This is a genomic window from Nitrospira sp., from assembly GCA_030653545.1.
Lineage (GTDB): Bacteria > Nitrospirota > Nitrospiria > Nitrospirales > Nitrospiraceae > Nitrospira_D.
On the sequence record JAURZE010000022.1, the window covers coordinates 334814 to 350793 of the forward strand.

Consider the following 15980-nt stretch of genomic DNA (forward strand, 5'->3'; position numbering starts at 1 on the left):
GACTATGCGCTGGACTCTCGCCTTCATATGCATGTCCATCCTGACGATTCTGCCGGCCTCGCTCAAAGCAGAATCCGTCACACCGTTGCCACCACCGACCTTCGACGTGCCTTTCGATGATCTCGATCCGGTTGTGGCACAGGCGGAACTCGCGCAGCACATCGCCCTCTTCCTGAATCGACTGCAGCAATATTGGGGATCGAGCCCCGAGGCTCTTCGCAATAATGTGACGGGAGAGATTGAGCGGGATGAGCGGGAGGCCCTTGTCGTGGCCACACGCTTCGCGGATCATGGCGTATTGGAAGGCTACGATTTCATGGAAGGCTCATTGGTCGCCGGGCAATATCTCGTTCTACAGCGCCCGGTCAACGGGCTAAACGAATTCATCGACTACTACGGCGCTCTCAAGATGTCCTTGACGAAGGCCTACGGACAACCGGCAGAAGACCAGTCTGTCTGGAGCAACGATCTCTACCAGCCGCTTCCCGACTATTGGGGGATCGCCGTCCAAATGGGCCACCTCCGGTATGCCGCCAGGTGGGAGACCCCGGATGGCATCATTTCGCTTGAACTGACAGGCAACCATCACAGCCGTCTCGCGATTGACTATCGGAGCAATGCTTCTCTCCGACCGTCTCGAAACACCTAGCGCCTAGCCCATTTCCCTCCCTCAACCTTCGACACGACCCGGCGCCTTGAGACGGTCGCCTAACCCAGTTACACTGCGGAAAAGACCGATCACGTTGAAACAGGGACGATGAACAGAAAACCGACGAAACCAGACAGCCCCGCCCACGCTCAGTCGCCACCGATTCCTGCAGGCGCGGCTGCACCCGATGATACCAAGCGGGTGACCTTGGACCGCCTCTTCTCAAAACTGGGATTGGCCAGCCGAACCGTCGCCCAGGAATGGATTCGTGCTGGACGGGTCCGCATCAATGATCGCGTGGTCCGCACGGCGAAGACCTGGGTCGCCTGGCCCGGCGACTGCGTGTCGCTCGACGAGCAGCCGATTCAACCAAGCACACCACGATTCGTGCTCTTTCACAAACCGAAGAGCGTGGTGACGACGCGCCAGGATGAGAAAGGCCGAACGACTATTTTCGATGTCCTTCCCGAAGAACTGCAGACACTCCATGCGGTCGGACGACTGGATCAAGCCACGAGCGGGCTGCTCTTATTGACGAACGACACGACCCTCTCCAGCTTTCTCACCGATCCGGCCAACCGGGTGACACGCCGCTATCTGGTCACGGTACGCGGGGAAGTCACAGAAGAAACCCGCCAGGACAGTCTTACCGGCCTCACGGATGAAGGGGAACTCTTGCATTGCGAAGCCGTCACGGTTCAAAAACGATCGGGCCGGGAATCCCACCTCGACGTGACACTGACGGAGGGAAAAAACCGGGAGATCCGGCGGCTCTTCAAAGCACTCGGACATGAGGTGATCCGGCTGCGGCGCATTCAATTCGGGCCCTTCGAGATCGGCGATCTGCCGCCCGGCGCCTGGCGGGAAATCCCTATTGAAGACGCCAAGCGAGATCTGCAGGCCTAATCCCCTCTCCCAAGTGACCGACAGATCCTCATCCAAAGTCCAGTTCCCCATGCAGCCACAGAGCCTGTAAGCAACACGGCTGAAGGCGCACTCCTTCGTTCATCATCCCCGGTATTCAGTGCACAGTCCGATGCGAACCTGCACGAACCACTCGGCATAGGCTATCCGCCGCCCGTTCCCGTCACTGTAGAGATGAAAGGCTTGCCAAAGGCTTCAGGCATGCTATGGTAGATCGGTAACACGATGAGTTCGGTCGTCCCTTTGCCCTATTGCGCTCAGGGTCCCCACTCATTCCCATTTCCCGCAAACGGCAGCCGCAGCCAGCCATTCATGATGGAAATGCCCTGGTGAAAGCTTGGCTGTATCAACAACCGGTAGGAGCGCGAGACACATGAGAGCGATGATGAAGCAGCTCACGACCCTCTTTACTATTCTGACATTCACGACCATCTGGGCCGGTCCGGTCATGACGTATGCCGCCACGCCTGAAAAGGCACCGATCGAGATCAAGGTCCGTGTCAGTGAGAAGGGATTCCTGGACGAGAAGGGCAAACCCTATAGCGCGAAACGTGGCCTCCAGGTGCCCAAAGACACTCCGGTAAAAATCACGTTTATCTTCAGCGAAGAGCTGACGAGCCTGGCGGTGGGCGACACCCATCAGATTGCCATCAAGTCAGAAGATGGCTGGAAGCAGGAAACCGGCTCCATCTGGATCATGAGCCGTGAAGCCAGCGTCAGTTTTCTCGCCGGAGAAAACGGCCGCATGCAGTATCGCGCCTACTGCATCCTCGACTGCATTGGGATGGAACATCTAACCAATTTATTGATCCAGGTCGTCTAGTACCCGCGACCCGTGCTGCCGCCGCGGCCCATCCGGTCCAAGGGAAGCGCTTCGTATCGAGTCTTGAGGTCGGGATGCGCCGCGAGGAAATTCTTCACGCCCGCGTCATCGGCAAACACGTCTTTACTGCGCCCGCGATACTCTTCGATCGTCAGTCCGTGCTTCGACAGCAACGCGCTGAGCTTCGTATTGATATCCGCGCCCATTTCTTTCATTTGCTCAGGAGATGGCCGCTGCCCTTGGCCGTACTGCTCCCCGCCCTTAAAATAGTTCGTCATCATCTCGCCGATCTCAATCCGCGCCTTCACGAACTTTTCGATATCGGCCGGTTCCGCCGCCAGACCCTGTCCTGCAAACAAGGCAAGGGCCGCGATGAACCCCATCATGCTCGACGTCTTAGTCATCATCATGTCCTTTCGATGAAAATCCGCCCGCCGTCACCCGGCGCGCGGCTGTGCCGCACCCGTCCTCCGGCCTCGCCCGCTATGTCGGAATATCTCTGGTCCCGTCGTACGACATACGAGACTGGAACGATACCTTGACCGTGTCGCCGTCCTTCACCACCGTATCTTCGGTGCCGACTTTCTTGTTCACAGAAATCAGGGCTTCCCGGCTGTCGATAAATCGAAGTAGCACCCCAAGAGTCTCGGCATTTGCCTCGATCAACTTCCGCACCGTCGTCGGCTCCGCCGACTCGATGGAGAACTCATTCTCCCCTGTCGCTTCTTGAATGACTCGCCCGAATACCAACACGGTAACCATAATTCCTCGCTCTTTGCCTGACGTCCGTTACACGTATGGTATAGCACAAACCTACTGGCTACTTTTTGGTGCCTGCTCCAGGGCTCACTGCGAGCTCCCTGCTTCTCACCTGGCGTGGCAGCGAAAACAATCCTGCCGTCTGGGGTGACGATCCGGCAGCGGCTTGGCGGCGCCAGGCTGATGGCAGGTGACACAGTCCTTTTCAGCTGTTATAGCCTGATGCTCCACATTCTTGGGAATGACCGGATTCCGATCTTTCGGCGTCGGCAACAGCGATACCCCCACGACAACCGCGACGGCAAAGAGGACAAACCACCAATCGGCTTTTCGCAACTTCATGAGTGGGTGATTCCTTTGTTCTGCTCCGCTGCCTCATAGGCTTCGTTCAGTAACTGCGCCACATGTTTCACCTCAGCCCGTTCCCGCAATCCATTCTTGAGCTGGATCATACAGGCGGGACAACTGGTCGCCACGACCTCCGCCCCGACCTGTTCGACGGCCCTGGTTTTTCGCTCCAGGATTTTTTGCGAGGTGTCGTAATCCTTTACGATGAACGTCCCCGCTCCCCCGGCGCAGCGGTCGGCATCGGGCATCTCGGCATAGTTAAGGCCTGGCAACGACGCCAAAATCTTGCGCGGTTCTTTCGTCACGCCGGCGGCCCGGAGGTGGCAGGAGGAATGGTACGTGACGCACTTGGTGCGCGACGCGGCCTGCGCCATGGGCGGATGGAGCGGGGATCGCGCCACGAATTCGGCGATATGCACGACCTTCTTCGCAATTGTCTCCGCTTGGCGCCGCTCGTCGCCATCGGCAAACAGGGTGGGATAATCCTTCAACATCAGCGTGCAGGACGCGCAACCGGTCACGATCGTCTCATAAGACGCAAACGAGGCCATATTGAACCGAGCCCCCTCGCGCGTCAGCTCTTGATGTCCATAGGTCTGGATCGGTGTGCCGGAACAACGCTGCGGCGGCAAGGCCGGCTCGACTCCGTGCTTCCGCAAGACTCCGATGACCGCGTCTCCGACCCCGTCATCGAAATAGTTCGCGGCACAGCCGTGAAAATAGGCGACGCCGCCCGGCGCGGGCTGAGCACCCGATGTCGGGATCAGCGAGGCATGCCGCTCACGCAGTTGTCTGGAAGCAATGCGCGGCAACAACAACTCATGAGGCAGCTTGGCTGTCGGTGCAAGGGCCTTGAGGACCAACGCGGCGCCCCACTCCATAATCCGTCGGACAACCGGCCGATCCCACAGGCGTTGCGTGCGCCCCAGAAACTTGAGGAACGGCTCGAACGAGTTCCCGCGTGCCTGCCAGCGAAAGATCCATCCGGTCAGGCGGTTGGGATGCTCCGCCCGCTTTTTTAGAATCAGGTCAGAGACATCGACTCCCGCCGGGCACGCCGTCCGGCAGGATTTGCAGTTCACGCACGCCTCGACCACCCGCTTGGAATTGAGATAGCTGTAGTCCTTCGACGTCACGATCTCGAACCAGCCGCGCGAACTCATGTCCTCCGACTGAAAGACATCGTAGACGGGACAGACGGCGTTGCACTTCGCGCAGGTCGCGCAGGACTTTGAGAGCCTGGTGTAATCGATATGCTCGGTGAACGAGGCCTCGCTGATCTTGATGCCGGGGTTCAGCACGTTGCCGGGATCAAAGGCCCGCTTCACGTCCACGAACAACCCGTACAGCTCCTCGCCGAACATCTTCCTGACGTACTCGGCGCGAATCCGCCCGTCGCCATGTTCCCCGCAGATGGAGCCGCCGAAACGGTCCAGGACCGTCGAATGAATCTCCCGATAGGCCAGCACCATCTTGTCGAAATCCTGGCGATCGTTCACGTCGAGCAGCGGGACGATATGCGCGTTGCCGTTCCCGATATGACCGAAAATCGCCACCGGCACCTTCTGTCCTGAAAAATACTCTTCCAGATAGTGGATCAGCTCGCTGATCCGCTCCGCCCGTACGACCACATCATCCACAAAATTGATCGGCTTCTTGCGCGGATCGAATCGATAGAGGGTGGGATACAGCGCTTTGCGCGCCTTCCACAATTGCTCACGCTGCTCGGGATCGAACGCCAGCGTCAGGTCAGCCGCGAGGCGGAACGGCCGACAGACCGCCGCCATCTGCTCCGCCCGTTCATGCAGATCCACTGCGAGCGAGTCGGCATCGAGTTCAGCCAGCAAGGTGGCCGCCGCATCGGCGGGAATCCCATGCTTGGCGCGACCGATCAGATCGAGCGTGTTGGCATCCATGACTTCGAGTGCACTCGGCTGAAGAGCCAACAGCAGCGGCACCGCCGCCCCGACATCCTCCAGATGCCGGAAATGAATCAAGGCCGTGAGCGTCGCTTTCGGTTTCTCGACCAGCCGAAGCGTGGCTTCGCTCATCACGCCTAGCGTACCTTCGCTGCCGACAAATAATTTCGGGAGATCGAACTGCCCCTGCGCCAGCCCGTCGACCAGGCCAAACAGGTTATAGCCACAGCTGTTCTTGCTGACCGTCGGGCGCTTGCCGCTGATCAGATCGGCATGGGACTGCGCCAGAACCAGCACGTCCCGCAGGGCCGGGATCGTCGACAGGAGTCGCTCCAGAGTCGGATCGTTCAGCGCATAGGATTTCGCCTCCAGCCACGTTCCCGACTCCAGGCACAGCCGGAGCCGATGGACATTGTCTTTCACCGACCCGTAGCTGAGTGTGTGCGGCCCCGATGAATTATTCGCCAGCATCCCGCCGAGCTTGCACATGTCGCCGCTGGAAGGATCGGGCCCGAACAAGAGCCCCTGCCGGGCCAGCTGTTTATTCAATTCAGCCAGAACGATGCCCGGCTGCACCCGCGCCCAGCGTTCTTCGCGATTCACTTCAAGAATCCGGTTCAACCGCGACACATCGAGAATGATGCCGCTCCCGACGGCCGACCCGGTGAGATTTGTCCCGGCCGCGCGCGGCGTGAGGGGAATGCCGCGAGATACGGCATAGCGGATGATCTTGGCGATGTCGTCTTCGGACTCCACCAGCACCACGGCCTGCGGCACCATCCGGTAAATGCTGGCATCGACGGCATAGGCCGTCTTGGTGGGAAAATCGTCTTTGACTTTCTCGGAACCGAGTTGGGCGCGAAGATCAGCCGCGATCGCGCGGGAACGGTCTGGCAGAATGAGAGTTGGCGCAGTCATAGTTCAAGCGTGAGGCATTCTAGACGGCCATGAGAACGAGAACAAGGGGATCGCCCCGAACAACTTGTTAGCGGGCACATTGATCCCCTAGAATAAGCATCTTGAAATTCTATGTCACGCCCAACCCTCTATAGCACTCGGCTACTCCCTGCACCGGTTATGACAGCTCTGCGTGAGCGCTATACCCTCGTGGCCGAACCAGTGGAAAACCAGATTCCCACCAGCGACAATCAGCGGCGGGGATTCGCGCATGCCGACGCCGTCATCTGCACGCTGGCCGACCCAATCACCGACGACTTGCTCGCGGCCGCGCCGCGCCTGAAGATCGTGGCGAATTATGCGGTGGGGTACAACAACATCGACGTGGCTGCCGCTGCGCGCCGCGGGATCGTCGTGACGAATACCCCGGATGTCCTGACGGATGCGACGGCGGATCTCACTTGGGCCTTGATTCTGGCAGTCGCACGCCGTGTGGTGGAAGGCGACCGATGGGCCCGCTCCGGGACCTGGCCGGGATGGGCGCCGACTCAAATGCTGGGGACGGATGTCACAGGAAAAACGCTGGGCATCATCGGCATGGGTCGGATCGGGCAGGCTGTGGCCTTGCGCGCGCAAGGGTTTCGCATGCCGGTGATCTATGCCAGCCGTCGGCCCTGTCCCCCTCCATCCGGTGTCACAACCTGGACTCACCGACCATTGAAAGAGGTGCTGACGCAAGCTGATTTCGTGTCGATGCACGTGCCATTGTCGGAGGCGACTCGCCATCTCATTGGATCGCGCGAGCTGGCCATGATGCAATCCACCGCCTTTCTGATCAACACGTCCCGCGGACCGGTCGTCGACGAAGCCGCCCTTCTCGTCGCCTTGCGACAAGGCACGATTGCCGGAGCCGGATTGGATGTGTACGAACGCGAACCGGTGATTCTGTCTGGATTGGAACAGCTCTCGAACGTCGTGCTGTTGCCCCATCTTGGATCGGCAACACTGGACGCTCGTTTAAAGATGGGAATGATCTGCGTGGAAAATATTGCGGCCGTACTTGGAGGCCGGGCTCCGCTGAATCCGGTCATTCAGGGAGTCTAACTGGCGATGCGAAACTCACTCTGGGCAGATGACGCCTTGCCCCGGAGGGACTCCAGCCGTTGCGGAACATCGTGGAATGCCGGAATCATCTGGTAGGTGGTGACGGCCTTCCCCCACTGCGATTCAGCTTCATACAACATCCCCAGCTCGTAGCGAATCGCCTGCCCCTTCGCTCCCTGGCAGCGAGGATCAGACAGGACCGCCTCCAAGCCGCGAATCGCCTGCGCATATGCACGCTGGTCCTTGAGACACAGCGCGGTCATCAGGCAGGAATCCAGATAGAACGAATCGGCGGACTTGGACACATGAAACTCGTCCATCGCGTCTTCGTAGAGCCCCATGTTCTTATAAGCGATCCCCAAGGTGAAATGCGCCTCATAGTCTGGCGGCGGTTCCGCAGACAGCACTGATGCTGTCTCAGCCGTACCGGACGGCATCGCCATCGGCTCAATAGAGATTGGCTCAACCGCTTGCGGTATCTCCGGAGGCGCATTCGTCAGCCAGGCGCCGGGACGCGATGTCTCTGTCTCCGCCGCCGCTATTGTCGCTGCTGATGATTCGTCATCGACCGATGGCTCACTCGCACTCAGAGATACAGGAGTAGCATCCGGGATCACGTCATTGACGGGAATCTGCCAGGCTTCGGCCGACACCGCGCGCGGGACGGTAAACAAATGATCGTCAGGAACCGCTCCGTCCAATGTGAATTCCTGAGCCTCGACGACCGACGGCGATGCGACCGGCTCCGGATCCTGAGCGACCGTTTCCGCAACAGACTGTACGACTGATTCGACGGCACCCGCAGGCTCAACCGGAGCCTCACCACCCATAAGGACGGCCAGGCGTGTCACCAAGTCTGAGTCCGGGGCCAGGACTTTCACCTTCTCAAAGAGTTCTTCATGCAAACTCTCCATCCCTGCTTCGGGATGAAGCAATAACAGCTCCACCGCCCTCGCATACTGCTGTGCGGCAGCAGCGGAATCGCCTTTTTCCTCGAAGAGTTCGGCCGACAATTCAATGAGGGGAACCGAATTCGGCTCGGCAGCCAGGAACTCCGAGACCAGCGCTTCGGCCAATGGATAATCCTGCGCGCGGAGTGCGGCGCCGGCCAGGAAGCGATACTCTCCCAACGCCACCTGCACGTCGCCGCGTTGCAGATGGAGCCGTGCGAGCAATTGGCAGACTTGCGGATTCCCCGGCTCTCTGGTTAACAGCTGGTTGAGAATCGCCTCGGCTCCCGCATACTGCTGCTCATCCATCCGGCGTGTGGCTTCAGCAAGCAAATCCAACGGCTCCGACGGTCTGCTCGACGCGGTGGCCATATGGCCGGACGCTGCGGGCTTTCCCGGAGCAGCCCCGCCTTTTTGCGCACCCTCGACAAACTGGGCGGCTTCGTTGTTCTTCGGATCGATCCGGAGCACGGCGAGATAGGCATCCTTCGCCTCGTCGTAGCGGCCCTGCGCCGATCGCTCCCGCCCGAGTTGTAGATACACCTTGGTCGCTTCGTCCTGAAGATTTTCTTGGAGGCACAGCTCCGCCACACGCTGCTGAGCGTCGAGGTTTGATGGATCCTGGCTGACGATCTTCTTATAGACCTCCAGCGCCTCTTTGCCTTTTCGCTCTTTGAGGTAATACTTCCCCAGCGTAAGATAGTCCTGGACCGCACTGCTCAACAATCCACGTTCCGCATTGAGATCACCGAGATGGCGGTAGACTTCGTACCGGGTGGGATCGACTTTAAGGATCTTTTTGTAGGTCGCGATCGCCTTCAGCGTTGCGCCTTCCGATCGGAAGCCGGCCGCCGCTTGAAGAAACGCCGTGATCGCTTCGGGCACGGCGTTGCGTTTGAGATGAAGATCGCCGATCGAGTTGTGAATACTGCCGTCGTTCGGAGCTTCTCCCGCCAGCTTCCGCCACTCAGCAATAGCCGCGTCGTACTGGCCTTTAGCGGCCAACAACTGCGCACTTTGGAGAACTTTTGTCCGATCAAGGGCCAAGACAGACCTCTATGAAGAAGAATAGGCAAACGCTAACAGTCTCAATAGGTTTTGTCCAGAAAATGGCAGAAACGAAAGGGGCGTGTTTTCCCTGAAGAAAACACGCCCCCAACCCTAGCGGTCTATGCAGAGATTTACGCGGACAGCTCGCCCTTCAACACGTTGGCGGCTTGCGGCCCTTTCGCTCCTTGCACGATGTCGAACTCAACCGGTTCGCCTTCTTTTAAGGTCTTAAAGCCATCGCCCTGAAGCGCTGAATAGTGCACAAAGACATCATCCCCGCTATCCAATCGGATAAAGCCGAAACCCTTCCGATCATTGAACCACTTCACTGTTCCTTTGGTCTTCACAAGATCCTCCTTTTCTCAATGACTACGTGTAGTTACGCAGTCGGCCAAACACGCCGTACAGAGACACAGATGATTGCGATGAACAGAAAGAGAGAAGTGAGGAGATCGACTGACGGGCGTCTGCAGAAAAATTGAATCACGCACAGAACCCATCGGTGAAATGATAAAGCGAAGTGGAAGTACCACAGCACTTTCACCTTGTCAAGGGACGCATTCGGCCCGGGCCATATCCGCACGCGGTTTACAAGGTCGCACGACTCCCCTATAGTGCCGCAACGCGCTCACGACCGTTACGCTTGTGATTCTACGAACACTACTCGACCGATATATTTTCACAGAACTCCTCGCCCCGTTCGGGCTGAGCCTGGGGGCGTTGTGCTTCGTGATGCTCACGCGAGAGCTGCTGCGTCTCGTCGAGCTCTTGGTGTCAAAAGGCGTCGGCCTCTGGTCGGTCTTGAAGGTCTTCGCGACCCTCCTCCCGTCGTTCCTGGTCCTGACGCTGCCCATCGCCGGCATTATCGCCTCGATCACGGCCTTCGGACGCCTCTCCTTCGACAAGGAACTTGTGGCCATGCGGGCCGCGGGCCTGAGCCTCTATCGACTCACCCAGCCGGTCCTCTTGTTTGCCCTCTCGGTCTTTACCTTGACGCTCGTCCTCTCCCAATGGGGACAGCCGTGGAGTTCGGTGAATCTGAAGAAAGTCGCGCTCAACCTCCTTCGAGACCAACTGGTGCTGGCCCTGGAACGAGGCACGTTCAATGAACCTGTTCCCAAATTAGTGATCTATATTCCGGATAGCGGATCCGGGCAGGCGACATCCGGCATCTTCATATCGGACGAGCGCAGCCCTGATGAGCCTCGCATTATCGTGGCCGATGACTTTCAGGTCCTCATGGATCCTGAGCATGAACAGGTCGCACTTCGACTCGTGAACGGCGTCATTCATAGCCAGCCGGATGTCGTCGATCAATATCAACAGGTCTCGTTTACCAGTTACGACCTGAAGATGAGCCTGAACCAAAGCGGGTATGCCACGACTGAAGAGCGTCCGACCTACGCTTCGATTCAAGCCCAACTGACTGCCAGCCAAGGGAAGGACACGCAAGCCTTGCGTCGCCTGATGGAGTACTACAAAGACTTGGCCTTTCCGACCGCCTCGCTGGTGTTCTGCTTACTGGGCGTCCCGGTCGGCATTGTCTCCAAGCGATCGGGACGGATGGGCGGATTCGCCGTCGGCGTGCTGATCGTCGTCGCCTACTATATTTTGAATATCGCCTGCGAATTCCTCGTCACCACGCTCTGGATCTCCCCGTTTGCCGGCGCCTGGATGCCGAATGGATTATTTACGCTCCTCACCGCCTGGCTGTTCTGGAAAATGAGCTACGAATAAGCCCGATGACGATTCTCTTTCGCTATATTCTTCGCGAGTACGCCAAGATCTTCCTGATGTGCTTTTCAGGGCTGATGACGATCTATCTCGTGATCGACTTTTTCGAAAAAGTCCGCCGCTTTCTCAAGTTCGACGCCAACATGGTCGACGTCCTGACCTATTTTGTCCTGAAGACTCCTGCGATATCGTTTCAGATCACCCCGCTGGCGATCCTCATGGCGACGCTCCTGACGCTGGGACTCCTCGCACGCAACAATGAGATTACCGCCATGCGAAGTTGCGGGATCAGCTTGACCTGGATTGCCTCCCCCTTCCTCATTTTCGCCGCGTGCATTTCCTTGATTCTGTTGAGCTTCAGCTCAACGGTGATTCCGCTGGCCTTAGAAAAAGCCGAGGAGATCAGGCTCATCCGCATCGAAAAGAAGCCGGCCCCCATGGCGGTCAAAGCGCCTCGCCCCTGGATCCGCATGGGATCGGACAGCCTGATGCACGTCGCAGAGGTCGAGATCGGCGGAGCTGTTCTCCATCGGGTGCATCTCTACCATTTTCAAAACGGGTTTCGATTGGACCGCATGACGGAAGCCGCGACTGCGACCTATACCCCGGACGGATGGATGCTTCAGAACGGAAACCAGCGGCGGTTCCACCCGGACGGATCGGTGGCGCTCGTTCAATTCGGACAGCAACCGGTGGAGTTGTCGCTGATTCCCGACGACTTTTCGACCTGGCTGGCCGGAGATTCCGAAACGATGACCATCAGAGATATTCGTGGATACATGAGCCGCTTCAAGAACGAAGGCAGTTCATTTGCCCGCCTGCTGACCGACTATTATGGGCGTCTCGCCTTTCCCTTCGTCGCGGTCATCATGGTCATCGTGGGCATTGCCCTCAGCCTCCGGCGAAGCGGCGTCCGCGGCGGCACCATGGCGGTTGGAATTGGCCAGGCCTTCGTGGTGGGATTCTGTTATTGGACGACACATTCCATTGCGATCGCCCTCGGACGAGGCGGGCTGCTCGCCCCCATGCTGGCCGGATGGATCGCCAATTTGCTCTTTGCGAGCTTTGGCCTCTACCTCCTGCTCAAAGTACGCTACTGACACCGGTTGACTGCACGCAGACCTTCCGGTAAGTAGTGACCGAACCTGTGTGAAGAAGGAGTATGACGCGTGGCTAGTCGGGTCGTAATTACTGGCCTGGGGGTGGTATCGCCGATCGGCATCGGCGTGAGCACCTTCTGGAAATCGGCCATGGCGGGACAGTCGGGCATTTCGGCGATTACCTCCTTCGACCCGTTTCCCATGGATGGCTACCGGTCGAAGGTCGCCGGACAAATCAGGAATTTCTCCCCTGAACAGCACATCGGCTCCTCGCTTGGCGACCGCGTCGATCGGTACGCGCAGTTTGCCCTTGCGGCAAGCCGCGAGGCGCTGTCCGATTCAGGCATGCAAATGGAGAAGGAATCCCCCCATCGCGTCGGCGTCATTGTCGGAGCCGGTATGGGCGGCATGGTGATGGGCGAACGGGAAATTACGCAACTCTATCTGCATCAGAAGCCGCACCGCGTTCATCCCAACTTTATCCCCGTCATCACGCTGAATTCCGCGTCCGGAATTGTCGCGATGGCCACCGGCGCGAAAGGGCCCAACTTTACGATTTCAACAGCCTGCTCATCCAGCGCCCATGCGCTCGGCCAGGCCTGGTACTGCATTCGAACCGGACAAGCCGATGCGGTCATCGTCGTCGGAGCCGATGCGAGCATTACCCCGCTCGTCTTCGCAGGGTTTTGTTCGCTGCGCGCGCTTTCCAGCAAATTCAACGACCAACCGGAGCGGGCCTCCCGCCCGTTCGACCGGAACCGGGACGGATTCGTGATGGGAGAAGGCGCCGGCGCGCTGATCGTGGAATCGCTTGCCCATGCCAAGAAGCGCAAAGCCCGCGTCTACGCTGAACTCGCCGGCTATGCCGCGACGAGCGAAGCCTATCATATGGTCATCCCCCGTGAAGACGGAGAGGAAGTCGCCACCACGATGAAGCTGGCGTTGAAGGCCGCTGATGTCAGCCCGTCGGAAGTGGACTACATCAACGCCCACGCCACATCGACCAACATCGGCGATGCCGTCGAATCCAAAGCGATCAGAGCGCTGTTTAAGCATCGCGCGGACAAAATCGCCATCAGCGCGACCAAGTCGCTGGTTGGCCATACCCTGGGTGCCGCCGGCGCGATCGGAGCCATCGCCACGACATTGGCCATTCATACGGGACACATCCATCCCACCGCCAATTATGACGATCCTGACCCTGACTGCCGGCTGGGCGGCCTCAGCCGCGATCCCCAAGAGAAAAAGATTCGAGCCGCGCTCCTGAACGCGTTCGGCTTCGGCAGCAACAATGCTGCAGTCGTCTTGAAGCAATTTCGTGCCTAAGCGACTCCGACCAAGAGGAATGACACCATGGCTGACCGAGTGATCGTCGAGAAGATTATCCAGGCTCTTTCAGAATATCTCAAACGAGACGCCAGCACCATCAAAGCCCCGCACCATCTTCGCGATGACCTCGGCCTGGATTCCATGGCGGTGATTGAATTGCTCTACAAGATCGAAGAAACGTTCGACCTTCAAATCCCCGACCAGGACCTGGTCGGCCTGGCCACCGTTGGCTCGGTCGCTTCCTACGTCGAAGGACGTCTGGCACCGGCAAAGCCGGCCGCCAAGCCGGCCGCCAAGAAGGCATCCAAGCCAACAGCGACGAAGTCGCCCACAAAAGGAAAGACGAAGTCATGAGCGCGCCCTCCCCCTCGATTACGCTGACGCTCAATCAGGTTCATCAGCTCGTCGGAGGGGAACTCCATGGAAATGGGACGACTCCCATTACGACAGTGGACAGCCTTCCGGATGCCACAGCCGAAGCCATCGCTTTCGTGAGCAGCGACAAGGACTTAAAAATACCGGCCGGTATCAAGGCCGGCGCACTGCTCGCGCATCGTCACCTGCCGGAGTTGTCGATCCCCCACATCGTCGTGACGAATCCCAAGCTTGCCTGGGCCCGCGTGGCTCAACGATTGACTCCGCCACCTCTCCCGCGTGGCATTGCCGCCGATCTCACCAGGGGCCAGGATGTCGAGATTGGAGCGGAGGTATCTATTTGGCCGTCTGTGACTCTTGGTGATCGCGCGAAAGTCGGCGCCCGCGTGACCCTCTATCCCGGCGTCTTTGTGGGATCCGGCTCCACGATCGGAGACGATTCAATCCTCTACCCCAATGTCGTGATCCGCGAAGGGTGCTCTATCGGCGCCCGTGTCATCATTCATAGCGGAACCGTGGTAGGCTCAGATGGCTTTGGGTATGCGCAGGATCAGGGACGACACGTGAAGATTCCCCAGCTCGGCGGAGTGGCGATCGAAGACGATGTGGAAATCGGAGCCAACGTGACGATCGACCGCGCGACCACGCGGATGAGACACACGCGCATTCAGACCGGAACGAAGGTGGATAATCTCGTTCAGATCGCCCACAACGTCACGATCGGCGCCCATTCCATCGTCGTCGCGCAGGTTGGCATTGCCGGGAGCACGACCATCGGACAGCATGTGATGATCGGGGGTCAGGCCGGATTGGCAGATCACATCACGATTGGGGATCAGGTCATGATCGCCGCCCGAGCCGGAGTCAATCGGAGCCTTGAACCCAATCAGATCGTCTCTGGAGCGCCGGTCATGCCACACGAAACCTGGATGAAAGCACAAGCCGTCATTCCCAGACTTCCGGAGCTCCGCCAGCTGGTAAGGAGCCTGGAACAGCGTGTGGCAACACTGGAAACCCAGCTTGCCCAGACAGCCCGCCCGTCAAAGAAGCCGTCGGCACGCGCCCGCAAGTAGCCTCTGTTGATTCGGACTTGTCTAATTACCTTTTCAGTATCCTGCTAGACGCGGCCCCGCCAGAAAAACAACCGCGCCCAATAGAACCCGGCCCATGGCAAGAGAATGGCGGGAACAATCGAGACCTGTCCGATTGACAGCGCGAGCCACGACCCTCCAAGCATGACCCCTACACCGAGCATATACGCCATCGGGATCAACGAACGGCCCGGATGCTCCAAGGCAGGCGGTTCAGGAACTTTGGCCCCCTTCTTACTCTGCTTGGCCGTAGCCACGCGTATACGAGCTGCCAGGACCTCTGGAAACGATCGCAAGAGATAGGAATGGTAGAGAGACTGGGCAAACCCCAGCGCCGCACCCAATGCAATGAGCCCCGTGCTCTGAAGGAAGGTTCCCCAGGTATACTGATCGGTGGCAAACAGTTGATACCCTAGTCCTGCGACTCCACCGAGCATACTGACCAAACCGACCAACCCAGAAGGAATGAGAATGTAGGTCTTGACGTAGTCATGCGCGTGTTTCGTAACTTGCTCCGGCCGTTGTACAGTAATCAGCTTGGGCACAATCACCTCATTCGATGAGACACAGATCCGATACCATCAGCAACATTTCTAAGCCCCCGCCACGACAACTGCCCCCTCTGAAGAGCCGCAGCGGCACAAGAAGGGATCATCTGAGTGCAGCGCGGTATTTATCGCGACAGGCTTGTCGTTCTTCTTCTAACATTCATGATCAGCAGGATCAACGTCCCCTTTTCACGTCTGAACGGCCAAACCTCCCTGTCCGCTTAGCGGACTATGCCAATCGATCGGTTTCCCCTCTCCCGGTATCACGATCCGCCCTTCATCGCGGCATACTCCAGCCTACAGCGGCATTCAGAAGACCACCCGCGAAACAGGAGAGTCGCATGTCCACAAAATCTGTGTGTGACCTGTGGATATCCATG

General features: G+C 58.6%; 16 protein-coding genes. 9 read left to right on the top strand and 7 right to left on the bottom strand.

Annotation, left to right across the window (positions count from 1 at the left end; all coding sequences use genetic code 11):
- The first annotated feature begins 4 nt into the window (after positions 1-4).
- The 3 genes from Q7U39_08385 (at position 5) to Q7U39_08395 (ending at position 2396) form a co-directional block, all read left to right on the top strand.
- Positions 5-649, top strand: coding sequence for a hypothetical protein (locus Q7U39_08385; protein MDO9117960.1), 645 nt, complete (start codon positions 5-7; stop codon positions 647-649).
- Positions 650-757: 108 nt separating this feature from the next.
- On the top strand, positions 758-1555 hold the full coding sequence (locus Q7U39_08390; protein ID MDO9117961.1) for a pseudouridine synthase: 798 nt from the start codon (positions 758-760) through the stop codon (positions 1553-1555).
- Positions 1556-1946: 391 nt separating this feature from the next.
- Positions 1947-2396 carry a hypothetical protein gene (locus Q7U39_08395; GenBank protein ID MDO9117962.1) on the top strand — a complete coding sequence of 150 codons (450 nt, stop codon included), beginning with the start codon at positions 1947-1949 and terminating at the stop codon, positions 2394-2396.
- Here the strand turns inward: Q7U39_08395 and Q7U39_08400 are convergent.
- The 4 genes from Q7U39_08400 to Q7U39_08415 form a co-directional block, all read right to left on the bottom strand.
- On the bottom strand, positions 2393-2806 hold the full coding sequence (locus Q7U39_08400) for a hypothetical protein (protein ID MDO9117963.1): 414 nt from the start codon (positions 2804-2806) through the stop codon (positions 2393-2395). The two genes, Q7U39_08395 and Q7U39_08400, sit on opposite strands and share 4 nt — an antisense overlap.
- 73 nt (positions 2807-2879) lie before the next feature.
- The gene (locus Q7U39_08405; protein ID MDO9117964.1) at positions 2880-3158 is read right to left on the bottom strand and encodes a MoaD/ThiS family protein; all 279 of its coding nucleotides are present in this window, start codon (positions 3156-3158) and stop codon (positions 2880-2882) included.
- 105 nt (positions 3159-3263) lie between these two features.
- Complete coding sequence (locus tag Q7U39_08410) at positions 3264-3497, bottom strand: hypothetical protein (GenBank protein MDO9117965.1); 234 nt, start codon at positions 3495-3497, stop codon at positions 3264-3266.
- Entirely contained in the window at positions 3494-6340 is a 2847-nt protein-coding gene (locus tag Q7U39_08415; protein MDO9117966.1) for an FAD-binding and (Fe-S)-binding domain-containing protein, read from the bottom strand. The genes Q7U39_08410 and Q7U39_08415 overlap by 4 nt, the downstream gene beginning before the upstream one ends.
- Positions 6341-6499: 159 nt before the next feature.
- On the opposite strand from Q7U39_08415, the gene Q7U39_08420 reads away from it, so the two are divergent.
- Positions 6500-7423, top strand: coding sequence for a D-glycerate dehydrogenase (locus Q7U39_08420; GenBank protein ID MDO9117967.1), 924 nt, complete (start codon positions 6500-6502; stop codon positions 7421-7423).
- Here the strand turns inward: Q7U39_08420 and Q7U39_08425 are convergent.
- Complete coding sequence (locus Q7U39_08425) at positions 7420-9420, bottom strand: tetratricopeptide repeat protein (GenBank protein MDO9117968.1); 2001 nt, start codon at positions 9418-9420, stop codon at positions 7420-7422. The two genes, Q7U39_08420 and Q7U39_08425, sit on opposite strands and share 4 nt — an antisense overlap.
- 134 nt (positions 9421-9554) lie before the next feature.
- A complete protein-coding gene (locus Q7U39_08430) occupies positions 9555-9770 on the bottom strand; it encodes a cold shock domain-containing protein (protein ID MDO9117969.1) in 216 nt (71 codons plus the stop codon).
- A gap of 298 nt (positions 9771-10068) precedes the next feature.
- Here Q7U39_08430 and lptF point away from each other — a divergent pair, with 298 nt between their 5' ends.
- The 5 genes from lptF to lpxD all read left to right on the top strand — a co-directional run bounded on the left by lptF (position 10069) and on the right by lpxD (position 15034).
- Positions 10069-11160: an LPS export ABC transporter permease LptF gene (gene lptF / locus Q7U39_08435; GenBank protein MDO9117970.1), complete on the top strand. Its 1092-nt coding sequence runs from the start codon at positions 10069-10071 to the stop codon at positions 11158-11160.
- A 5-nt stretch (positions 11161-11165) separates the two neighbouring features.
- Positions 11166-12257 (top strand): LPS export ABC transporter permease LptG, encoded by a 1092-nt coding sequence (gene lptG, locus Q7U39_08440; protein ID MDO9117971.1) that lies wholly within the window; start codon positions 11166-11168, stop codon positions 12255-12257.
- 69 nt (positions 12258-12326) lie between these two features.
- A complete protein-coding gene (gene fabF, locus Q7U39_08445) occupies positions 12327-13583 on the top strand; it encodes a beta-ketoacyl-ACP synthase II (protein MDO9117972.1) in 1257 nt (418 codons plus the stop codon).
- A gap of 27 nt (positions 13584-13610) precedes the next feature.
- The gene (locus Q7U39_08450; GenBank protein MDO9117973.1) at positions 13611-13940 is read left to right on the top strand and encodes an acyl carrier protein; all 330 of its coding nucleotides are present in this window, start codon (positions 13611-13613) and stop codon (positions 13938-13940) included.
- Positions 13937-15034, top strand: coding sequence for a UDP-3-O-(3-hydroxymyristoyl)glucosamine N-acyltransferase (lpxD, locus tag Q7U39_08455; protein ID MDO9117974.1), 1098 nt, complete (start codon positions 13937-13939; stop codon positions 15032-15034). The genes Q7U39_08450 and lpxD overlap by 4 nt, the downstream gene beginning before the upstream one ends.
- A 44-nt stretch (positions 15035-15078) precedes the next feature.
- Here the strand turns inward: lpxD and Q7U39_08460 are convergent, their stop codons facing one another.
- Complete coding sequence (locus Q7U39_08460; protein MDO9117975.1) at positions 15079-15597, bottom strand: hypothetical protein; 519 nt, start codon at positions 15595-15597, stop codon at positions 15079-15081.
- Between the last annotated feature and the right edge of the window lie 383 nt (positions 15598-15980).